This is a genomic window from Stenotrophomonas sp. KH_052, assembly GCF_057838755.1.
This window is the reverse complement of sequence record NZ_CM174475.1, coordinates 2,087,833-2,108,616: the sequence shown is the minus strand read 5'-3', so window position 1 is coordinate 2,108,616 and position 20,784 is coordinate 2,087,833. Positions and strand designations below refer to the sequence as shown.

The 20,784-nt window shown below is 67.0% G+C and carries 17 protein-coding genes; 8 read left to right on the top strand and 9 right to left on the bottom strand.

The annotated features are described in order from the left end of the window. The first annotated feature begins 40 nt into the window (after positions 1–40). The gene (locus AC3ITW_RS09840; RefSeq protein WP_489390288.1) at positions 41–757 is read left to right on the top strand and encodes a response regulator; all 717 of its coding nucleotides are present in this window, start codon (positions 41–43) and stop codon (positions 755–757) included. Then, positions 757–1,833 (top strand): ATP-binding protein, encoded by a 1,077-nt coding sequence (locus AC3ITW_RS09835; protein WP_006363825.1) that lies wholly within the window; start codon positions 757–759, stop codon positions 1,831–1,833. Before AC3ITW_RS09840 ends, AC3ITW_RS09835 begins: the two co-directional genes overlap by 1 nt. Here the strand turns inward: AC3ITW_RS09835 and AC3ITW_RS09830 are convergent. The 3 genes from AC3ITW_RS09830 to AC3ITW_RS09820 all read right to left on the bottom strand — a co-directional run bounded on the left by AC3ITW_RS09830 (position 1,811) and on the right by AC3ITW_RS09820 (position 5,398). Continuing rightward, positions 1,811–3,637 (bottom strand): DUF7844 domain-containing protein, encoded by a 1,827-nt coding sequence (locus AC3ITW_RS09830; RefSeq protein ID WP_489390287.1) that lies wholly within the window; start codon positions 3,635–3,637, stop codon positions 1,811–1,813. The genes AC3ITW_RS09835 and AC3ITW_RS09830 overlap by 23 nt on opposite strands. Positions 3,638–3,647: 10 nt before the next feature. After that, entirely contained in the window at positions 3,648–3,947 is a 300-nt protein-coding gene (locus AC3ITW_RS09825) for a DUF2388 domain-containing protein (RefSeq protein ID WP_032969966.1), read from the bottom strand. 62 nt (positions 3,948–4,009) lie between these two features. Next, positions 4,010–5,398: an FAD-binding oxidoreductase gene (locus AC3ITW_RS09820; protein WP_032128778.1), complete on the bottom strand. Its 1,389-nt coding sequence runs from the start codon at positions 5,396–5,398 to the stop codon at positions 4,010–4,012. Between the two features lie 169 nt (positions 5,399–5,567). Between AC3ITW_RS09820 and serA the strand changes: the two genes are divergently transcribed. Further along, complete coding sequence (gene serA / locus AC3ITW_RS09815; RefSeq protein WP_100468329.1) at positions 5,568–6,809, top strand: phosphoglycerate dehydrogenase; 1,242 nt, start codon at positions 5,568–5,570, stop codon at positions 6,807–6,809. Between the two features lie 123 nt (positions 6,810–6,932). On the opposite strand, the gene AC3ITW_RS09810 is transcribed toward serA, so the two are convergent. Beyond that, entirely contained in the window at positions 6,933–7,547 is a 615-nt protein-coding gene (locus tag AC3ITW_RS09810; protein WP_024958329.1) for an NUDIX hydrolase, read from the bottom strand. Between the two features lie 133 nt (positions 7,548–7,680). Here AC3ITW_RS09810 and AC3ITW_RS09805 point away from each other — a divergent pair, with 133 nt between their 5' ends. The 5 genes from AC3ITW_RS09805 (at position 7,681) to mtnC (ending at position 13,190) form a co-directional block, all read left to right on the top strand. Then, positions 7,681–9,156: an amino acid permease gene (locus tag AC3ITW_RS09805; RefSeq protein ID WP_100468328.1), complete on the top strand. Its 1,476-nt coding sequence runs from the start codon at positions 7,681–7,683 to the stop codon at positions 9,154–9,156. Between the two features lie 82 nt (positions 9,157–9,238). Next, positions 9,239–10,666 (top strand): amino acid permease, encoded by a 1,428-nt coding sequence (locus AC3ITW_RS09800; RefSeq protein ID WP_075674591.1) that lies wholly within the window; start codon positions 9,239–9,241, stop codon positions 10,664–10,666. A gap of 533 nt (positions 10,667–11,199) precedes the next feature. Continuing rightward, a complete protein-coding gene (locus AC3ITW_RS09795; RefSeq protein WP_100434550.1) occupies positions 11,200–11,841 on the top strand; it encodes a methylthioribulose 1-phosphate dehydratase in 642 nt (213 codons plus the stop codon). Between the two features lie 92 nt (positions 11,842–11,933). After that, positions 11,934–12,491: a 1,2-dihydroxy-3-keto-5-methylthiopentene dioxygenase gene (locus AC3ITW_RS09790; protein WP_100434549.1), complete on the top strand. Its 558-nt coding sequence runs from the start codon at positions 11,934–11,936 to the stop codon at positions 12,489–12,491. Between the two features lie 3 nt (positions 12,492–12,494). Continuing rightward, positions 12,495–13,190 (top strand): acireductone synthase, encoded by a 696-nt coding sequence (mtnC, locus tag AC3ITW_RS09785; protein WP_012510902.1) that lies wholly within the window; start codon positions 12,495–12,497, stop codon positions 13,188–13,190. 131 nt (positions 13,191–13,321) lie between these two features. Here the strand turns inward: mtnC and AC3ITW_RS09780 are convergent, their stop codons facing one another. The 5 genes from AC3ITW_RS09780 to AC3ITW_RS09760 all read right to left on the bottom strand — a co-directional run bounded on the left by AC3ITW_RS09780 (position 13,322) and on the right by AC3ITW_RS09760 (position 20,760). Continuing rightward, positions 13,322–15,940: a beta-mannosidase gene (locus AC3ITW_RS09780; RefSeq protein WP_100434548.1), complete on the bottom strand. Its 2,619-nt coding sequence runs from the start codon at positions 15,938–15,940 to the stop codon at positions 13,322–13,324. Positions 15,941–16,107: 167 nt separating this feature from the next. Further along, positions 16,108–17,334 (bottom strand): AGE family epimerase/isomerase, encoded by a 1,227-nt coding sequence (locus AC3ITW_RS09775; protein WP_065723189.1) that lies wholly within the window; start codon positions 17,332–17,334, stop codon positions 16,108–16,110. Continuing rightward, entirely contained in the window at positions 17,331–18,326 is a 996-nt protein-coding gene (locus AC3ITW_RS09770) for a carbohydrate kinase family protein (protein ID WP_012510900.1), read from the bottom strand. The genes AC3ITW_RS09775 and AC3ITW_RS09770 overlap by 4 nt, the downstream gene beginning before the upstream one ends. Positions 18,327–18,333: 7 nt before the next feature. Then, positions 18,334–19,647, bottom strand: a complete 1,314-nt coding sequence (gene fucP / locus AC3ITW_RS09765) for an L-fucose:H+ symporter permease (protein ID WP_012510899.1) — start codon at positions 19,645–19,647, stop codon at positions 18,334–18,336. Positions 19,648–19,707: 60 nt separating this feature from the next. After that, the gene (locus tag AC3ITW_RS09760; protein WP_012510898.1) at positions 19,708–20,760 is read right to left on the bottom strand and encodes a LacI family DNA-binding transcriptional regulator; all 1,053 of its coding nucleotides are present in this window, start codon (positions 20,758–20,760) and stop codon (positions 19,708–19,710) included. Positions 20,761–20,784: the final 24 nt, after the last annotated feature.

Genomic DNA, 20,784 nt, shown 5'->3' with positions numbered 1-20,784 from the left:
AGATACGATGGAGGCAAGCACCTTAAGGCCCCGCCCCTGCATGCAAGCCTCCCCTGCCCTCGCCGCCCTCGTCCTGATCGTCGAGGATGAGGCCGAGATCGCCGACATTCTTACCGCCTATCTGGAACGCGAAGGACTGCGTACGCTGCGCGCCGCCGACGGCCACAGCGCACTGGACCTGCATCGCAGCGCCCGCCCCGACCTGGTCCTGCTCGACGTGCAGCTGCCGCGCCTGGATGGATGGAGCGTGTTGACCCAGCTGCGCCAGCGCGGCGAGACGCCGGTGATCATGCTGACCGCACTGGACCAGGACCTGGACAAGCTGACCGCACTGCGCATGGGCGCTGATGACTACGTGGTCAAACCATTCAATCCGGCCGAAGTGGCGGCGCGCGTGCGCGCCGTGCTGCGGCGTACGTTGCGCGCCTCGCGCGTGGACGCCCCGACCGCGCTGCGGGCGGGCCCGCTGCTGATCGACTCGGCCACCCATGCCGTGCACGTGGAGGGCGAAGGCTACAGCCACGAAGTGCTGCTCACGCTCACCGAGTTCAAGCTGCTGCACTGCATGGCGCTGGCGCCGACCCGCATCTTCAGCCGCAGCGAACTGATGCATGAATGCCTGCCGGAAAGCGAGGCACTGGAGCGCACGGTCGACAGCCATGTCAGCAAGCTGCGCCGCAAGCTGGATGAAGTGGGCATGGTCAATGTGCCGGCCAGCGTGCGTGGCGTCGGCTACCGGTTGATGGCCGACCGCTGATGGCCCGCCTGCGCCGCTCCGGGCTCAGCCGCCACATCATCGTCTCGATGTCGCTGATGGTGATCGGCGTCATCGTGATGATGATCCTGTCGTCGTGGCTGCTGTATGCAGTGCTGGTCGAATTTTTCCCCGGCACTACCGAGGAGCCGGAAAGCTGGCTGCCGACCGGCCCTGAACTGGCATGGATGGTCGGCGTGATCCTGACCGGCCTGGCACTGGCCATCGCCGCCTCGTTCCGCCTCGCCCACCGCATCCTGTCACCGTTGAATTCGCTGGTGGACAGCGTGCGCGCGCTGGCCGGCGGCGATCTGGGTGCGCGCGCCAGCGTCGAAGAGAACTCACCGGGCGAAGTGGCGACCCTGGTCGAGGACTTCAACGCCATGGCGCGGCGGCTGCAGCACGTGGAGAGCGAGCGTGCGATGTGGCATGCGGCCATCGCCCATGAACTGCGCACACCGGTGACGATCCTTCGCGGCCGCCTGCAAGGGTTGGCCGAAGGAGTCTTCCAGCCGGACGAATCCCAGTTCCGCAGCCTGCTTGCCCAGGTCGAAGGCCTGTCGCGCTTGATCGAAGATCTGCGCGTGCTGAGCCTGTCCGACAACGCACGGCTGGATGTACGCCGTGCGCGCACCGATGTGGTGGCCGAGGTGCATTCGGTGATGACCCTGGTCGACCCCCAGTTCCGCGCCGCCGGCTTCGTGCTGGAACTGGAAACCAGCCGCGAAGAGCACACCGCCCATTGCGATCCGACCCGGTTGCGCCAGGCATTGCTGGCATTGCTGGAGAATGCCCGCCGCTACGCCAGCCCGGGCAAGGTGCGGATTGCCGTGCACGACACGCCCGGCCATGTGCAGGTGGCGATCGAGGACGAGGGCCCGGGCATCGACCCGGCCTTGCACGCCGATATCTTCACCCCGTTCATGCGCGCCGATGGCTCGCGCTCACGCCAGGGCGGCGGCAGCGGACTGGGTCTGGCGGTGGTCAAGGCCATCGCAGACGCGCACGGCGGCCGCGTCTACTGCTCGCCGGGCAGTGCCGGCGGCAGCCGTTTCGTCATCGAACTGCCGCGTCAATAGCCGGACTGGCTGCCTGCGTGCGCAGGTGTGAACCCAGTGCGGCCAGATTGGCATCGATCGCATCCATCTCATCGCGTTGCTTCACCGGCAGCCGCTGACGCAGCTGCACGCGCAGCGCCTGCCACGCCGGTACTGCCTGTGCGCTGGCGGTGGACACGGCCTCGGTCAGCACCGCCTGTTCGTCGGCCAACGGCAGCCCGTAGCCAGCGTCCCGCAGCAGGGTGCCCGGGCGCAGCCATTGCCCGCTCTGCTCAAGCAGCCCACGCAGGCTGCGGGTTTCTGCGCTGTCGGGCGCGGCCAGCAACCGGCGCTTGAGCACGTCACGTGCGCGCAGCTCGGCACGCCGCTGTGCGGCCTGTTCCAGCAGCAGCAGGCCGGCGCTGGCGCGCAGGTCGCCCTTCAGCAACCACGGTGCCCGTTGCTGTGCAGGCAGCTTCAACCAGCCGCGTACATCGCGTGCGGGCAATGCCAGCTGGGCTGCCGCCACGCCGAACAACTGCTGGTAGTGATCACGCGCCGAGGCGAAGTAATAGCCCTGCGCCTGCGCCGCGCCGCGATCGACCAGCACCTGTTCGTCGAGCATCTGCAGCCGTGCCAGCCGGCGCTTCAGGCCACGCGGGCTGAGCTGGGCCAGCCCGGCCTCGCCCAGCCTCGGCACGCCGGCCTGCAGCAGCTTTGCGGTTTCCACCGCGCAGTTGTTGCTGACGAAGTAGTAGCGTCCGTCGTAGCTCCAGTGCACCTGTGCGGTGCGCTCGAGCAGGCTGGCGATCTCGCTGCGCTCCAACTGCAATGGCAGCGATTGCAACCCACGCAGCTCAACCTTGGTGTATTCGTCCACCACCTGCTGCAGCGGCAGCACGAACAGCCGCGAGGGATAACCGCCGGTCAGCCCACGCCAGTTGGAAATCTGCACGTCACCGACGAACGCACGGAACGACAGTACCCGGTGGTACTCCAGGTCCAACCGGCAATCCGGCCCCGGCTCCCGGCCCGGCCGGCAGATCACCAGCCGCAGCATGCTGTGGCCCCAGCGGCTCATCGGCTGCGCGCTGCCTTCGGCAAACAGGTAGTCCACCGCGTAGACGCGTGCCGGGTCGAGTCGCAGCAACGACGCCGCGCCCTCTTCCGGTTCGGCCTGCAGCAACGGCAGTGTCGTAGCGCAATGCGGCTGCGGCAACGAAGGCGGCGTTCCAAAATGCGCCTGGTACCACTGCGCCAGTGCCGGTCGCCGGCAGGCGAATTCACTGTCGAGCACGAAATGCTCGGCGTTCACCGCCAGGTACTCGGCCGGACTCTTCAGTTCATAGGCATCCGGACTGCGGTCACGGAAGTCGTTGTCGCCGCGGCCGAAGTGCCACGGCTTGCGCTGCCACCCAGCCAGGTCCCGCCAACGCGCAGTGCGCGACCAGTTCGCACCGCCACGGTCGGCGACATGGGTCAGTTCATGCACCAGCGCGCTGCGGCGCGCACGGCGGGCGCCGGGCATGCCGTCGTCCAGCAACCCTCGTCGCAGCGCGATGCGTCCGTCGAAGGTTCGGCCGTGCACGTCGGCCGGCAGGTCATCGCGCCAGGCCACCCGCACCTGCGCAGGCAAGGCGTGCAGCAGGCCTTCCGGCAACAGCGACTGCACATCGGCCAGGGTCTGGCGGGCGAGCTGCTGCTGCGCCGGGTCGAGGCCGGCGGGGTCCAGCTGCAGGCGGTCAGCGGCATATGCCGCGGGAATGCCCAGCCACGCCAATGCGACAAGCCACCCGCGTTTCGGTGGCGCCGGGCGATGCCCGGCGGCATTCAACACGGGTGTCATGCGGCCCGGATCAACGTGCCAACAGGGTGCGGGCCAGTTCCAGATCGCTCTGCTGCTGTGCGGCAGTGCTCTGCTCACGCAGGTGGACCAGCGCCGCCTGCAGGCGGGCACCACGGATCTGGCCGTCGCTTGCGACGAACGCAGCGGCATCGTCGCGTGCAGCCAGCACCACCTTGTCGTCACCCGAGCTGCTGCCCGAGGAACCGGAGGAAGCACCCGTGGCCGAACCGGCCGACGTGCCGGCGAAGCTGGAAGCGGAGCCGGCCAGCGGCAGGGACAGCAGGGCGAGCAGCAGAAGCGGACGGGTCATCGGTTCGAAGCCGGTTGTTAGGAAGCGTGGAGCGTAACGGGTGCGTGAAGGATTTGCCCGACTCAAACGTCGAACAGCTTGCCGGGATTCAGCCGCGCTTGGGGATCGAACGCGCGTTTGACCGCCTTCATCAGCGCGATCTCGGCCGGGCCGCGGGTGCTGTCCAGGTAGCCCTTCTTGACCAGACCGATACCGTGCTCGGCCGAGATGCTGCCATCGAAGCGGGCCAGCACCTGCGCCAACAGCTTGGTTACGTGCTCGCATTGCGCCACGAAATCAGCGTCGCTGGTGTCGTCCGGCTTGAGCACATTGATGTGCAGATTGCCGTCACCGATGTGGCCGAACCAGACCACGTCGAAATGCGGATAGGCCTGCCCGATCAGCGCCTGGGTCTCGGCCAGGAACGCCGGCATCGACGAGATCCGCACCGAAACATCGTTCTTGTAGGGCTTGTAACGGGCAAGCGACTCAGTGATGCCTTCGCGCAGGCGCCACAGCTGCGCGGCCTGCGCGTCGCTGGCACTGATCACGCCATCGCTGACCCAGCCATTACCCATGCAGTCCTCGAACGCGGCCATCGCAGCCGCTTCCTGGGCCTCGTCGCCCGCGGCGAACTCGGTGACCACGTAGTACGGATGCACCTCGTCGAACGGTGCCTGCGCGCCATGCGCCAGCACGTGCTCCAGCGCCCGGTCGGTGAAGAATTCGAAGGCCTGCAGCTGCAGGCGCGCGCGGAACGCGGCGAACACCTGCATCAGAACTTCAAAGCTGGGCACGGCCAGCAGCATCACATTGCTGGCCGGCGGCGGATCGGTCAATTTCACCGTGGCTTCGACGATCACGCCCAGCGTGCCTTCCGAGCCGATCAGCAGCTGGCGGAAGTCGTAGCCGCTGGAGTTCTTGATCAGGCCCTTGTTGAGCTCCAGCAACTCGCCATCAGCCGTGACCACTTTCAGCCCGGCGATCCACTCGCGGGTGTTGCCGTAGCGGATCACGCGGATGCCACCGGCATTGGTAGCGATGTTGCCGCCGATCGAGCAGGACCCGCGCGCGGCGAAATCCACCGGGTAGATCAGGCCGTGATCCAGCGCGGCGTTGTGCACGGCCTCCAGCGGCATGCCGGCCTGCACCACCAGGGTGCGATCGACCGCGTCGTAGGCCAGTGCTTTGTTCATCCGTTCCAGGCTGAGCACCAGCTCGCCGTTGGCGGCCACCGCGCCACCCGAGAGGCCGGTGCGGCCACCGGACGGCACCACGGCCACGCCCTCGCCTGCGCTCCAGCGCATCACCGCCTGCACTTCCTCGACCGTGGCCGGCAGTGCGATCGCCAGCGGCGCCGGCGTCCAGCGCCGGGTCCAGTCGCGCCCGTAATGCTCCAGGTCGGCCGGGTCGGTCTTCAGCTTCAGGCCGGGACAGGCCTGCTGCAGCGAGGCAATGCGGGAATCGGTCATGACGGTCCAGCGCGGGGCGTGAAGAACGGGCAAGCGTGCCAGCGGCACGCGCCAGCGTCCAGCCCCGCCGCGCTGCAGATAGCTACGGATGCAACCAATTGCGCACTGCACCATGGGCGCTTCGATCTGGCATAGTGGTCAGCCCCTGTCCCACTGGCCGTGTCGCCCCATGTCGCCGAAGAAGACCTCGTTCCCCAAGCAGGATATCCGCGTGCTGTTGCTGGAGGGGGTCAGCCAGACCGCCGTGGAGGTGTTCAGCGCCGCCGGCTACAGCCAGATCGAGGCGCACACCAAGGCGCTGCCCGAGGACGAACTGAAGGCGCGCATCGCCGAGGCGCACATCGTCGGCATCCGCTCGCGCACCCAGCTCAGCGCCGAGGTGCTGGCCGAGGCCAAGCGCCTGATCGCGGTGGGCTGCTTCTGCATCGGCACCAACCAGGTCGACCTGGACGCGGCCGAGCTGGCCGGCATCCCGGTGTTCAACGCGCCCTATTCGAACACCCGCAGCGTGGCCGAGCTGGTGATTGCCGAGGCGATCATGCTGACCCGTGGCATTCCGCAGAAGAATGCCGAGTGCCATCGCGGCGGCTGGTCGAAGTCGGCCAGCGGCAGCCATGAGGTGCGTGGCAAGACCCTGGGCATCATCGGCTATGGCCACATCGGCACCCAGGTCGGCGTGCTGGCCGAATCGCTGGGCATGCAGGTGATCTTCAACGACGTGGAAACCAAGCTGGCGCTGGGCAATGCGCGTGCTGCGGCCAGCCTGGACGACCTGCTGGCCCGCGCCGACATCGTCACCCTGCACGTGCCGGAGACCCCGGCCACGCAGTGGATGATCGGCAGCACCGAGCTGGCGAAGATGCGCAAGGGCGCGCACCTGATCAACGCCGCGCGCGGCACCGTGGTCGACATCGATGCGCTGGACGCGGCGCTGGCCAGCGGCCACGTCGGCGGTGCCGCGCTGGACGTGTTCCCGGTCGAGCCGAAGGGCAATGGCGATATCTTCGAATCGCCGCTGACCCGCCACGACAATGTGATCCTGACCCCGCACGTGGGCGGCAGCACGCTGGAGGCGCAGGACAACATCGGCGTGGAGGTGGCGGCCAAGCTGGTGCGCTACAGCGACAACGGCAGCACCCTGTCGGCGGTCAACTTCCCGGAAGTGACCCTGCCCGAACACGAAGACAGCCTGCGCCTGCTGCACATCCACCAGAACGTGCCGGGCGTGCTGTCCAAGGTCAACGAGATCTTCTCGCGCCACAACGTCAACATCGACGGCCAGTTCCTGCGCACCGACCCGAAGGTGGGCTACGTGGTGATCGACATCACTGCCAGCGAGGAACAGGCTGCTGCGGTGCGCGACGAGCTGGCCGCGATTCCGGGCACGCTGCGGACGCGCATTCTGTATTGACCGAGCTGTATTGACTGAGGCGTCGCCGGGCATGGCCCGGCGCTACCCGCACGTTCTGATTCGCCGGGCATTGTCCCGTGCCGCACGATGACGGTAGCGCCGGGCCGTGCCCGGCGGAATGCATCAACGCGCCAACCACCGGCGCGCCATGCGCTGCATGGACTCGTCCGATTCCGGATCGGCCGCGACTTCGGTCACCGGCCGCCAGGCCAGGTCGAGTGACTCCTCGCTGAGCACGAAGGCCTCGCCACCCAGCGCCCGGATCACGAAACGCACGTCGTAGTGCCAGTGCCCCGGCACGTCCTTGCGCTCCGGAATCCAATGCTTGTCCAGATCGAAGATGGCCGGGTCTTCCAGTACCAGGCCGCTCAGGCCCGACTCCTCCTCGGCTTCCTTCAGCGCCACCTGGGCCAGGTCGCGGTCGCCGTCGGCGTGGCCGCCCAGCTGCAGCCAGCGCTGCAGCTTGCGGTGATGGGTCAGCAGCAGGCGCTGGCCATCGGCACTGACCAGCCAGCAGCTGGCGGTGAAGTGGCCGGCCAGCCGTTCACGCCGGAACGGGTCTTCCGGATCATCCAGCAATGTGCCGAATTCGGCAGCCAGTGCGTCGTGGGCGGGCTCACGGCGGGCGTAGTCCCGCAGCAGGTCGCGCAGGCGATCGTCAAGCACGGCAAGGGTTTCGGCGGTCTGGCGCATGAATGGGGGCGGTCTGGAAAAATACTGCTCATTATCGCCGTTCATTGTTGCGATTGCGCTTGTGCGTTGGCTTCAGCTTTGGCTAAGGTACAGCGGGCCGTTCGCGCGGCCTTCACCATTCCAGGGTTGCCGGCAACGTATCGGCGGCCCACCCAATCCGATCACTAGGAAGTACTGCATGCTGAAAGCTCTGTTGAGGGTCAAGCCGGTTGAACCGGCCGGGCACGTCGATGCTGGCGAACCCATCGAAGGCAGCCTGGACGGCGAAGCCACGTTGAAACGGACCCTCACGGCTAAACACCTCATCCTGCTTGGCGTGGGTGCGGTGATCGGCGCAGGTATCTTCGTGCTGACCGGCCAGGCTGCGGCCAACCACGCTGGCCCGGCAGTGATGCTGTCGTTCGTGATCGCCGGTTTCGCCTGCGCCCTGGCGGGCCTGTGCTACGCCGAATTCGCGGCGATGATGCCGGTCTCCGGCAGCGCCTACTCCTACTCCTACGCCACCCTCGGCGAGGGCATGGCCTGGTTCATCGGCTGGTGCCTGGTACTGGAATACCTGTTCGCCTCGGCCTCGGTCGCGGTGGGCTGGTCGGCATACCTGATCAGCTTCATCACCACCACGCTGCACATGCCGTTCCCGGATGCGCTCAGCGCAGCCCCGATCGCCTGGACCGGCAGCGAGTTCATCGCCTCGGGCAAGCTGTTCAACCTGCCGGCAGTACTGATCGTGGCGGCGGTGTCCGGCCTGCTGTACGTGGGCGTGACCCAGTCGGCCTTCGTCAACGCGATCATCGTGGCGATCAAGGTCACCGTCATCTGCCTGTTCATCGGCATCGGCGCGGCCCACATCGACCCGGCCAACTGGCAGCCGTTCATCCCGGAAAACACCGGCGTGGCGGGTGAGTTCGGCTGGAGCGGTGTGTTCCGTGCGGCCACCATCGTGTTCTTCGCCTACATCGGCTTCGATGCGGTCTCCACCGCCGCCGGCGAAACCAAGGACCCGCAGCGCAACATGCCGATCGGCCTGCTCGGCTCGCTGGCGGTGTGCACCATCGTCTACATCATCGTCTGTGCGGTGCTGACCGGCATGATGCCGTACCACCTGCTGGGCACCGACAAGCCGGTGGCCACCGCGCTGGAACCCTACCCGACCCTGTCCTGGCTGAAGACCCTGGTCGAGATCGGCGCCATCGCCGGCCTGTCCTCGGTGGTGCTGGTGATGATGATGGGCCAGACCCGCATCGCCTACACCATCTCCCGCGACGGCCTGCTGCCGAAGTTCTTCGGCAGGGTCCACGCCCGCTTCCGCACCCCGTACGTCGCCACCATCGTGGTCGGCGTGATCGCCGCGGCACTGGCCGGCATGGTGCCGCTGAACGTGCTGGGTGAACTGGTGTCGATGGGCACCCTGCTGGCCTTCGCCACGGTCTGCATCGGCGTGCTGGTGCTGCGCTATTCCAAGCCGGACCTGCACCGCCCGTTCCGCGTGCCGGCGGTGTGGATCATCTGCCCGCTCGGCGCGGCTACCTGCCTGTTCCTGTTCTGGCAGGCGTTCGTGGTGCATTGGCACCTGTTCGTCGGTTGGACCCTGCTCGGCCTGCTGATCTACCTGGGCTACGGCATCCGCAACAGCAAGCTGGCCAAGTCCTCCTGATCCGCCTACGGGCCGGCCTCGCGCCGGCCCGTCCGTTTTCCCCGCGCGCCCGTTGCGGCGCGCTTCGACAAGACCACCACACATGTTCAAGCAACTGTGGGCCACCAAGCACCCGCATGCCGCCCATGAAGACGCCAACGGCCTGAGCCTGCGCCGCCACCTCGGCCCCTGGGGCCTGACCGCCCTCGGCATCGGCGCGGTGATCGGCGGCGGCATCTTCGTCATCACCGGCCAGGCCGCCGCCAACCACGCCGGCCCGGCCATCATGCTGTCCTTCGTGCTGGCCGCGATCTGCTGCGCCTTCTGCGCGCTGGCGTACGCCGAGTTCGCCTCGATGGTGCCGGTCTCCGGCAGCGCCTACACCTACACCTACGCCACCTTCGGCGAGCTCTCAGCCTGGTTCATCGGCTGGATGCTGGTGCTCGAATATGGTGTCTCGGCCTCGGCGGTAGCGGTCAGCTGGACCGGCTATTTCCTCAGCCTGCTCAGCCAGTTCGACATCCATCTACCGGCGGCGCTGGTCAGCGCGCCACTCGACGCGCAGCTGCGCCCGACCGGGGCGATCGCCAACCTGCCCGCCGCCGCACTGGTGCTGCTGCTGACCTGGCTGTGCTACGTCGGCATCAGCAAGTCCTCGGCGATGAACATGGCGATGGTCGTGCTCAAGACCGGCCTGATCGTGCTGGTCATCGTGGTGGGCTGGAAGTACGTGGACACCAGCAACTGGACCCCGTTCATTCCGGCCAACGAAGGCCCCGGCAAGTACGGCATGGAAGGCGTGCTGCGCGGCGCGGCGATGGTGTTCTTCGCCTACATCGGTTTCGAGGCGGTATCGGTGGCGGCGCAGGAGTCGAAGAACCCGCAGCGCGACATGCCGTTCGGCATGATGCTGTCGCTGGTGATCTGCACCGTGCTGTACATCGCGATGGCCGCAGTGATGACCGGCCTGGTGCCGTTCCAGCTGCTGGGCACCGACGAGCCGGTGGTGACCGCGGTGGCCGCGCATCCGCAGCTGGGCTGGTTGCGCTGGGTGGTCGAGGTAGGCGCCCTGGTGGGCCTGTCCTCGGTGGTGCTGGTGATGATCATCGGCCAGCCGCGCATCTTCATGATCATGGGCCGCGACGGCCTGCTGCCGCCGGTGTTCACCAAGATCCACCCGAAGTACCGCACCCCGCACATCAACACCGTGATCACCGGCATCGGCATCGCCCTGCTGGCGGCGCTGTTCCCGCTGGACATCCTCGGTGAACTGACCTCGATGGGCACGCTGATCGCGTTCGCGGCGGTGTGCGCGGGCGTGCTGATCCTGCGCCGCACCCAGCCGGACCTGCCGCGTCCGTTCCGCATGCCGATGGCATGGCTGATCTGCAGCCTGGGCGTGCTGAGTTGCCTTGCCCTGCTGTCGGCGATGACGATGCACAACTGGATGCTGATGGGCGTGTGGACATTCGTCGGCTTCGTGATCTATTTCTGCTACGGCTTCAGACACAGCCGCCTGCGGGGTCAGTAGGTTTTTTTGTATTGCAGGGCCTGCGGCCCTGCACCCGCTGGAGCCGGAGCAACGGCAACAGCTGGGTTGAGGGTTTGGCGGGGAGGCATGGGTTCGCGGGGGACGCCGTGAATCCATCCCTGGAGGCTTGGCCGCGGCATCCATGCCGCGGACACCCCCGCGAACCCATGCCTCCCCCCCCCTGACACTCTCCCTGCGCGTCCGGTAAATCCACGCCATGCGTGGATGAATTGCGTCTGGGAGATGAATTCCCTGTAGAGCCGAGCCATGCTCGGCTCCGAGCAAGCGCAGCGCCGCGACCCGCTTTTCGCTTTTCCTTCTTCACTCCGTGGCTGGCGCGCACGGAACCTGTCCGTGGCCGGCTGGGTGGGCTGCGCAGGGGTGTCCGCGGCATGGATGCCGCGGCCAAGCCCCCATGGACGGGTTCACGGCGTCCCCTGCGCAGCCCACCCAACCGGCCAACCCACGGAATCTGCTTCTGACGCCAGCCACGAGGGGCTCAGCCGTTGGCCGAATCCAGTAAAATCGCCCGCATGAACGCCCCCACCTTCCCGTACGACACCGCGCGCCTGAGCGAACTGGCCCAGCTGCTGATCGACAACGTCCGCGAGCTGGCCCACGCCGGCTGGACCCCGGCCACCAGCAGCAACTTCTCCCACCGCCTGGACGACCGCCACGCCGCGATCACCGTGTCCGGCAAGGACAAGGGGCGGCTGATCGAGGACGACATCATGGTGGTGGACTTCGACGGCCAGGCCGTCGGCCGCCCGCTGCGCCCGTCTGCCGAGACCCTGCTGCACACCCAGTTGTACCGTCGCTTCCCCGAGATCGGCTGCGTGCTGCACACCCACTCGCCGGTGCAGACCATTGCCTCGCGCCTGTACGCGCCGCAGGGCCACATCCGGGTCGAAGGCTACGAGCTGCTGAAGGCCTTCGCCGGCAACAGCACCCATGAAATGGCCATCGACATTCCGGTGTTCGCCAACACCCAGGACATGAACGTGCTTTCGAAGCAGGTCGATGACCTGCTCGACCGGCAGAACCTGTGGGGCTACCTGATCGACGGGCACGGCCTGTATGCCTGGGGCCGCGACATGGCCGAAGCGCGCCGCCACCTGGAAGCCTTCGAGTTCCTGTTCCACTGCGAGCTGGAACTGCGCAAGCTGCGCGGCTGAACCCGCGCGCAGGTGCAGATGCCGATCCGGAATCTGCGCCCTGCCCCCACCCTGCTACCCTGTCTTCCCCCCGAGACGTTCAAGCTGCCGCCATGAGCCGACTGCGCATCTACGACGACACCCGCCCCGAATCGCCGCTGCTGGATACCCAGGACGGCGCGGTCATCGCTGCCGAGCTGCAGAAGATCGGCGTCACCTTCGAGCGCTGGCAGGCCACCGCGCCGGTCGCGCCGGGCGCCAGCCAGGAGGAAGTGTTCGCCGCTTACCGCGCCGACATCGACCGCCTGGTGGCCGAGCGCGGCTTCAAGAGCGTGGACGTGGCCTCGATCGCCCCGGACAACCCGAACCGCGCCGAGCTGCGCAGGAAGTTCCTCGACGAACACTTCCACAAGGAAGACGAGGTGCGCTTCTTCGTCGCAGGCTCCGGCCTGTTCACCCTGCACGTGGGTGACAAGGTCTATGAGATCGAGTGCGTGAAGGACGACCTGATCGCCGTGCCCGACGGCACCACCCACTGGTTCGACATGGGCGATGAGCCCAGCTTCGTGGCGATCCGCTTCTTCACCGAGCCGGACGGCTGGGTCGGCCACTTCACCGGCACCGACATCGCGCAGAAGTTCCCCCGTTACGTACCTACCCAGGCGTCCTGATCCATGCAGCCCCGCGTCATCCTGACCGACATCGAAGGCACCACCAGCAGCATCTCGTTCGTCAAGAACGTGCTGTTCCCCTATGCCCGCAAGGCGCTGCCCGCGTTCGTCGCCGAGCACGGCCAGCAGCCGGAAGTCCGCCGTTGGCTGGATGCGGTGGCCACCGAGATCGGCGGCGCCTGCCAGGACAGCCTGGTAGCCGAGACGCTGCAGGGCTGGATCGACCAGGACCGCAAGCACACTGCACTGAAGGCGCTGCAGGGCCTGATCTGGGACGAAGGTTACCGCCGCGGCGACTACACCGCGCACTTCTACCCGGAAGTGGCGCCGGTGCTGAAGGGCTGGCACGCCTCCGGCCTGCCGCTGTATGTGTATTCCTCCGGCTCGGTGCCGGCGCAGAAGCTGTTCTTCGGCTTCAGCGATGCCGGTGACCTCAGCCCGCTGGTGTCGGGCTGGTTCGATACCGAGATCGGCGGCAAGCGCGAGGCCGACAGCTACCGCCGCATCGTGCAGGCCATCGACGTGCCGGCCGGCGAGATCCTGTTCCTGTCGGATGTGGTGGAAGAACTGGATGCCGCCCGCGAAGCCGGGTTGCAGACCCGCCTGATCGATCGCCTGGATGACTACCCGCTGCCGCGCACCGGCCAGGCCGCCAACGGCCACGAGCGCGTCGAGAATTTCCAGCAGATCCAGCTGTAAACAGGTGCGCGGACCAACGGTCCGCACCCACCGGGCGGCCGGGCCGCGCTTCTGGTAGATGCCAACCTTGGTTGGCATGTTCCGGGTGTGCCAACCAAGGTTGGCACCTACCAGATCAGGATGCGCCGCCCTCAACGATCGTTGAGGGACTTCATCTTCAGCGCTTCGCGCAGGGTCACCAGGTCCACCGGGCCGCGAACCGCAATGTCGCGGGTTTCGCCGGGCAGCAGGTCGAGCAGGTTGTCTTCCACCTGCACGTCCAATGCACCGAAGTCGATCCACGCCGAACGCACGTAGGCCGCGCTTTCCAATCGCAGACGATAGTGGTCGCCTTCAATGGACAGGCTGGCCTTGAGCTTCTGCCGCGGCAGGATCTGATCCTTGGCCTCTACGAAGCCAAGCACCTGTCGCGCGCTCACCCTGCCTTCCTGCAGCAGCTCGAACACCGCAATGGTGCGCTTCGGGTCGGCACCGGCCAACAATTCGGCATCGCGGAAATCACCGATCGAGGTGACACCGGCAGCGGCCAGCGTCACCGCGTCCTCGCGACGACGCAGCACCTTGCCGTCTACATCCATCACCCGCAACCGCCAGCTTGCATCCAGCGCGGCACCGTCGTTGATCAGGCGCACCCGCGTGCTGCCCTCATCGCGCAACGCCGCCACCGTCACCGGCGCAAAGAAGCGCCGCGCGGCGAAGTGCAGCGCCTTCCAGCGACCGAAGTAGTCCACGCTGGACCATGAAGCACCTGGCCAGACGTCGTTGAGCTGCCAGTACAGCGAGCCCATCGTGTACGGCCGCGAGGCGCGATGATGCAGCGCCGCCAGCGCGATGCCATCGGCCTGCATCACCTGGCTCAGGTAGACGAAGTCCTCGAAGTCCTTCGGCGTGCCGTAGCCCAGTTCGATGTAGTGCAGCAGGCGGCTGTTGCCCTCGCCGGCCATGAATTTCTGGTGCGCGCGGATTACCGGGCTGTCGATGCGCTGCTCGGCGCGGGTGGCGATCTGGTCCACCGTCGCCACCGACGGCCACGCCTGCAGTCCGTATTCGGACATGAAGCGCGGCGTCTCACGCAGGTAGGCCTGCACCGGCAGCGCTGGATTGCCCCAGACCTGCCAGTAGTGCTTGTCGCCGCGGGTCGAGTCGTTGGCCTTCTCATCCAGATCATTGCTGGGCGAGCTGGACCAGTACGGCACGCCCAACCCCTCCTCGCCCACCACCTGGCGCAGGTCGTTGCCGAACAGGTCGACGTAGCCCTGCCAGACCCTCGCTGCAAACGCCGGGTCGGCCGCCTTCAGGTCGCGGCCGTGGCCCCAGTCCTTCCAGGCGGTCTCTTCCTCGTTGTTGCCACACCACAGCACGATGCTGGGGTGATGGCGCAGGCGGCGTACGTTGTCGCGCGCCTCGGCCACCACGCTGGCGCGGAACGCCTGATCGTAGCCCGGCTGCATGCCACCACCGAACATGAAGTCCTGCCAGACCAGCAGGCCCAGCTCATCGGCGATGTCGAAGAACGCATCGTCCTCGTAGTAGCCGCCGCCCCAGTTGCGCAGCATGTTCATGTTGGCGTCGCGCGCGGCGGTCAGCACCTGGCGCAGGCGTGCGGCATCGACCCGTGCGGGGAAGGCATCGAACGGAATGACGTTGGCGCCCTTGGCGAAGATCTCCACGCCGTTGATGACGAAAGCAAAGCCCTGCCCGCCCTTACCGTCTTCCTCGCGACGCAGTTCGACCGTGCGCAGGCCGATACGCTGCTCGCGGGCCAGCGTTGTATCTGCGCCGCCGTCCAGGCGAGCCTGCACGGTGTAGCGGTCCTGTGCACCGTGGCCGACCGGCCACCAACGCTTCGGTTCCGCCAGTTCAATCGGTAGTTCAACACTGTTCTGGCCGGGCTTCAGCAGAACCGTGCGCTGCTTCTGGGCCACGCTGCGGCCTTCCGGATCATGTACATACACATTGACCACGGCCGAACCCGCCGCAGCACCCTGCTCCACCTGCAGCAGCACTGCCAGCTTCGCCTGCTCCGCGTTCAATGCATCGGTGCGCACCGCCAGATCTGTCAGCCGGTGCGCATCCCAGGCCTGCAGATCGACGCCGCGCCAGACCCCGGCAGTGACATAGCGCGGGCCCCAGTCCCAACCGAAGTGGTAGGCCGGCTTGCGCGCGAAGTTGCCGACCATCGCGTCCTTCGGTTCATCGCCATACGGCGACGGGTAATTGCCGGCGATCTTGTGCGGCATCGCCTGCACGCCCGGCAGCAGGGTGCGAATCGGCGAGCGGAACACGATCTGCAGTTCATTGCCTTTCGCCCGCAGACGCCCTTCCACGCGCGCGGTCCAGGTACGGTGCGCATTGTCTGCACGCAGCAGCGGCTTGCCGTTGAGACTGACTTCGGCGTAGGTGTCCAGCCCATCGAAGCGCAGCTCGGCATTGGGCTTGGCCAGCGTCGCCGCATCCACGTCGAAGCGGGCGCGGTACTCCCAATCAGCCAGGCCGATCCATTGCAGCTCGGCCTCAGGCGCACCGACGTACGGATCGCGGATCAGCCCATGCGCCAGCAGGTCGGTGTGCACGCTGCCCGGCACCTTCGCCGCCCGCCATTGCTGCAGGCCTGGACGCGCGGCGCCCTGCGCGTCGCCGGGCAGCATGCGGAACTGCCACTGTGCCTGCAGAGGCGCTGCAGCTGCCGGGAAGGCCGACGCTGCGATCAGCAGCAGGAGCAGACGGACAACGAGGGAAAGGCGATGCACGTGATACTCCTGTTTCTCTGCTGAAGGCCAAAGCGAGTGTCCATTGCCTGCGGCTGGCTCCGCGCGCATGGCGATGCGTTCATCATCCCGGCGCCCGGACCGAGGCGCGGCGCGGCGCGGCCCGGCGCTACCGATTCCGATTCATCATGCGTACGGCGACACGCGCCTCAACGCACGACGTTCAACACTTCGTAGCACGCGCCCATGGTGTGGTAATCGACCTTGCCAGCCGGGCTCTTCTCGTCGCTGTACTTGCGGTTGTCCGCATCGAGGATGCGGAACCAGGCACCGTACTGGTGATCGACGAAATGCTCCCAGGAGTACGCCCAGAAGCGGTCGTACCACTGCCAGTAGCGGTCGTCGCCGGTACGCTTGGCCATCAGCGCGGCGGTGGCCAGCGTTTCGGCCTGCACCCAGAAGTACTTGTCGTCGTCGCAGACGAAGCTGTCGCCACCGATCGGTGCGCCGTCCATGCCGGGCTGCCGGCGCGATTCCGGTGCGAAGCCGTAATACAGGCCGCCCCGGGCGTCGTCCCAGCTGCGCGCTACGGCCACGTCGAACAGATGCTGCGCGGTCGGCACCAGCCAGTCGGCCTGCACGTGGCGATCGAGGATCAGCAGCAGCTTGGCCCACTCGGTCTGATGCCCCGGCTGGAAGCCCCATGGGCGGAACAGGTGCTTGGGGTCGTCCAGGTTGTAGTCCCAGTCGATTTCCCAGTTGGAATCGTAATGCTCCCAGACCAGGCCACCGGCCTTGGCGGCCTGGCGGCGGGTCATGTTGTCGGCCAGCTGCAGCGCGCGCTCGACATAGCGCTGCTCGCCACTGGCCTCGAACGCGGCCAGCATCGCCTCGCACATGTGCATGTTGGCGTTCTGGCCACGGTAGCCGGTGAAGTTCCACTGGCCGTCAGCCTCGTCCTTGTACAGGCCGTGCTGCGGCTCCCAGAAGCGTGCTTCCAGCAGCTGCCAGGTCTCATCCATCCACTCGCGGGCCTGCTCGACACCGGCTTTCAGTGCGCAGCTGTAGGCCAGCAGCACGAACGCCACGCCGTAGCAGTGGTTCATGTCGTCCTCGACCTTGCCGTCGCGCAGGGTCCAGGCATAGCCGCCGGTGGCCGGGTTACGGTGCACCTCGCGCAGGTAGCGCACGCCATGCTCGACCGCCTCGCGGTACTCGGCATTGCCGAATTCACGGTAGGCCATCGCATAGTTGAAGACGAAACGGGTGCTGCTCACCAGGTGGCGGTGGCTGGCATCGTAGATGCTACCGTCGTCGCGGAAATAATGGAAGAAGCCACCCTTCGGGTCGATGCAGCGCGGGTGGTAGAACGCCATCGTGTCGGCGATGTGCGCGCGCAGGAACGCGGGCGAACGGAAATCGGGCGAGGTGCTCATGCGGGAATGTCCTGTGCCTGCAGCAGCTGCTGCACTTCATCGAGCGAGGGCATCGCGGCGAACGCGCCCTTGCGGGTAACCGCCAGCGCACCCACGGCGGCGCCGAAGCGCAGCGTGGCGGCGATCGCCTCCGGGTCCTGGCAGAACGCGGCGAAACCAGCGCCCGCCCCGCCCCGCTCCAGCAGGCCGACCAGCACGCCACCGACGAAGGCATCACCGGCGGCCGTGGTATCGACCGTGGCCACGCGGAAACTGGTGACCGTGCCGTGGTTGTCGCGGGTGTACCAGTGCAGCGTGGCCGCGCCATCGGTGACGATCACCCAGCGCGCCTGCGCGGCCAGCAGGCGACGTAGCACCAGCGCCTCTCCGTCATCGCCGAGCGGTGCTGCCAGGTAGTCCAGTTCCTCGCGCGAGAGCTTGACCAGGTCGGCACGTTCCAGTGCCTGCCACAGCCTCGGCGTCGGATCCTCGTTCGCCGGCCACAGGGCCGGACGCAGGTTGAGGTCGAGGCTGACCACCGCACCGGCGGCGCGGGCGCGGTCCATGCCGGCGAAGGTCGCCTCGGCGATGGCCGGTTCAGTCAAGCTGTTGGAACAGACGTGGAAGCACTGCGCGCTGTCGAGGCACGCGGCCTGGAAATCGTTGTCACGGAACAGCAGGTCAGCCGCCGGCGGGCGGTAGAAGCTGAAGCTGCGCTCGCCACTGGCATCCAGCGCGACGAAGGCCAGCGCGGTCTTGGCGGCGTCGGTGCGCACGATGTAATCCGTGCCCACGCCGTGCTCGACCAGGCTGTCGGCGAGGAAGTCACCGAACATGTCGCGGCCGAGCATGCCGACGAACTGGGTCTCTGCACCCAGCCGTGCAGCCGCCACCGCGACGTTCGCCGGTGCACCACCGGCGTACTGCAGGAACGCGCGCGGAGTATCGGCCGAGGCCGGCGGTTGCGCTAGTAGATCGATCAAAATTTCGCCGAAGCAGACAATGGCACCCATTCCGGACTCAGCCTCCCTGCGTTGCGGAAGCCGGCGTACGCGCGCCGACCAGTCCGTAGAAAATGATGTAGCCGTAGCACAGCAGCGGCAGGATGAAGCTGGCCTGCACGCCGATGTGGTCGGCCAGCACGCCCTGCAGGTACGGCACCACGGCACCGCCGACGATGGCCATGATCAGCAGGCTGGAACCCTTGTTGGTCAGCGGGCCCAGGCGCTCGATGCTCAGCGCGAAGATGGTCGGGAACATGATCGAGTTGAACAGGCCGATCGCCACCACCGAGTACAGCGCGACGTTGCCGGAGGTCAGCATGGTCGTGGCCAGCAGGCCCACGTTGACCAGCGCGAAGATCGCCAGCAGACGGCTGGGCGAGAAGCGCGCCAGCAGCGCCGAGCCCGCAAAGCGGCCGATCATCGCCATCGTCCAGTAGGCCGACACGTAGTGCGTGGCTTCCTGTTCGCTGAAGCCGCCGATGCTCGGCATCGACAGATAGTTGACCAGGAAGCTGCCGATCGACACTTCGGCGCCGACGTAGAAGAAGATGCCCAGCACACCCAGCAACAGGTGGCGCTTGCGCAGCGCATCCAGATAGCTGTGGTGGTGGCCCTGGTCGGCCTGCTCGGTGGCGTCGCTCAGCGCCGGCAGGCGGAACAGGAACACGAACAGCGCCAGCAGCACCAGCGCCACTGCCAGGCCCACGTACGGGCCCTGCACGGCCTGCGCCTCGGCGGCGCGGTAGGCCAGCTGTTCGGCGGCCGGCAGCGCGTTCAGTTCATCGGCGCTCTTGACCGTGTTGGACAGGATCAGCATGCCGCCGAAAATCGGCGCAATGGCCGTGCCCAGCGAGTTCAGCGCCTGCGCCAGGGTCAGGCGGCTGGAGCTGGTCTGCTCCGGACCCAGCAGCGCAACGTAGGGGTTGGCAGCGACCTGCAGCACGGTAATGCCAGTGGCCAGCACGAACAGCGCGCCGAGGAAGGCGCCGTACACGCGCAGCTCGGCCGCCGGCCAGAAGCCCAGCGCGCCGATACCAGCGATCACCAGACCGGCAACGATGCCCTTCTTGTAACCCAGCGCCGCCACCAGCCGACCCGCTGGCAGCGACATCAGGAAATAGGTGCCGAAGAAGGTGAACTGCACCAGCATCGCCTTGGCATAGTTCAGCTCGAACACCGCCTTCAGGTGCGGGATCAGGATGTCATTGAGGCAGGTCAGGAAGCCCCACATGAAGAAGATCGTGGTGACGACAGCCAGCGCCTTGCCGTTGGTGACGGCAGGTGCGTTGCCCGAGGAACCCGATGGACGGGGCGTTGCGGAGATCGGCATGCGGTACGCGCCTCGATGCGCGGAAGGTCGTTGTTGCGTGGAAGGGGTGTAGGAAGGAAATCAGTTCGGTCGTGCGGCACTGCTTTCGCGGATGCGCAGCTGCACCGGTGCGACCGTGCGCCGTGGCGGCGCGTCCGGCTCGTCCAGTCGTTGCAGCAGCAACGCGGCAGCTTGCCGGCCACGCTCGCGCGGGTCGGCGGTGAGCGTGGTCAACGGCGGCACCGCGACAGATGCCTCGGAAATATCATCGAATCCGGTAACGGCAAAGTCACCGCCCGGACGGATGCCACGAGAATTCAAGCCCAGCATCAGGCCCAGCGCGACGGTGTCGTTGTAGCAGACCGCTGCACTCGGGCGATGTCCGTCGGCAAACAGCTCATCGGTGCGCGCCGCAGCTTCCAGGCGGTTCGGCGCCGACTCGATCATCCAACCCGGCGGCAACGACAGCCCAGCCTCGGCCAGCGCCTGCTGGAAACCGGCACGGCGCTGGTGGCACGAACTGGACGCGGCGTGGCCACCGAAGAAGGCGATCTGGCGATGGCCGCGCTCGATCAAGTGGCGCGTGGCCAGGTAGGCGCCGTGCTGGTTGTCCAGGGTCAGGAAGTCCCAGTCGGCCCCTTCCAGTTCGCGGTTGAACAGCAGTACGTTGGCATTGGCGCCCAGCGCCTGGCGCAGCTGCGCAGTGTCACTGCCTTCGGCCGGCGACAGGATCAGGCCGGCCGGGGTGTGTTCCATCAGTGTCGAAAGCACCGCCTGCTGGCGCTCCGGCGATTCACCCGTACTGCCCAGCAGGGTTACGTAGCCACGCCCGCCGAGCGCCTCGTCCACGCCCGAAGCGAATTCGGCGAAGAACGGGTTGGACAGATCGTTGATCACCAGCGCGATGCTCGACGAGGTACGGCGACGCAGATTGGCCGCCGCGCGGTTGTAGACATAGCGCTGGCGGCGCAGTTCGGCCTCGACCTTGGCGCGGGTATCGACGTTGACCAGCGGGCTGCCGCGCAGCACCAGCGACACGGTTGCCCGTGACACGCCGATGGCACGCGCGATGTCGGTCACCGTCACCGCCTTGCCGGCGCGCTTGCTGGGACTGCTGCTGCCGTTGTCGTTCATCGTCTTCCCGGACTCCGCTGGAGG

Coding starts and splice junctions, on each gene's coding strand:
- AC3ITW_RS09840 (WP_489390288.1), top strand. CDS start 41: ATGCAAGCCTCCCCTGCCCTCGCCGCCCTCGTCCTGATCGTCGAGGAT.
- AC3ITW_RS09835 (WP_006363825.1), top strand. CDS start 757: ATGGCCCGCCTGCGCCGCTCCGGGCTCAGCCGCCACATCATCGTCTCG.
- AC3ITW_RS09830 (WP_489390287.1), bottom strand. CDS start 3,637: ATGACACCCGTGTTGAATGCCGCCGGGCATCGCCCGGCGCCACCGAAA.
- AC3ITW_RS09825 (WP_032969966.1), bottom strand. CDS start 3,947: ATGACCCGTCCGCTTCTGCTGCTCGCCCTGCTGTCCCTGCCGCTGGCC.
- AC3ITW_RS09820 (WP_032128778.1), bottom strand. CDS start 5,398: ATGACCGATTCCCGCATTGCCTCGCTGCAGCAGGCCTGTCCCGGCCTG.
- serA (WP_100468329.1), top strand. CDS start 5,568: ATGTCGCCGAAGAAGACCTCGTTCCCCAAGCAGGATATCCGCGTGCTG.
- AC3ITW_RS09810 (WP_024958329.1), bottom strand. CDS start 7,547: ATGAACGGCGATAATGAGCAGTATTTTTCCAGACCGCCCCCATTCATG.
- AC3ITW_RS09805 (WP_100468328.1), top strand. CDS start 7,681: ATGCTGAAAGCTCTGTTGAGGGTCAAGCCGGTTGAACCGGCCGGGCAC.
- AC3ITW_RS09800 (WP_075674591.1), top strand. CDS start 9,239: ATGTTCAAGCAACTGTGGGCCACCAAGCACCCGCATGCCGCCCATGAA.
- AC3ITW_RS09795 (WP_100434550.1), top strand. CDS start 11,200: ATGAACGCCCCCACCTTCCCGTACGACACCGCGCGCCTGAGCGAACTG.
- AC3ITW_RS09790 (WP_100434549.1), top strand. CDS start 11,934: ATGAGCCGACTGCGCATCTACGACGACACCCGCCCCGAATCGCCGCTG.
- mtnC (WP_012510902.1), top strand. CDS start 12,495: ATGCAGCCCCGCGTCATCCTGACCGACATCGAAGGCACCACCAGCAGC.
- AC3ITW_RS09775 (WP_065723189.1), bottom strand. CDS start 17,334: ATGAGCACCTCGCCCGATTTCCGTTCGCCCGCGTTCCTGCGCGCGCAC.
- AC3ITW_RS09770 (WP_012510900.1), bottom strand. CDS start 18,326: ATGGGTGCCATTGTCTGCTTCGGCGAAATTTTGATCGATCTACTAGCG.
- fucP (WP_012510899.1), bottom strand. CDS start 19,647: ATGCCGATCTCCGCAACGCCCCGTCCATCGGGTTCCTCGGGCAACGCA.
- AC3ITW_RS09760 (WP_012510898.1), bottom strand. CDS start 20,760: ATGAACGACAACGGCAGCAGCAGTCCCAGCAAGCGCGCCGGCAAGGCG.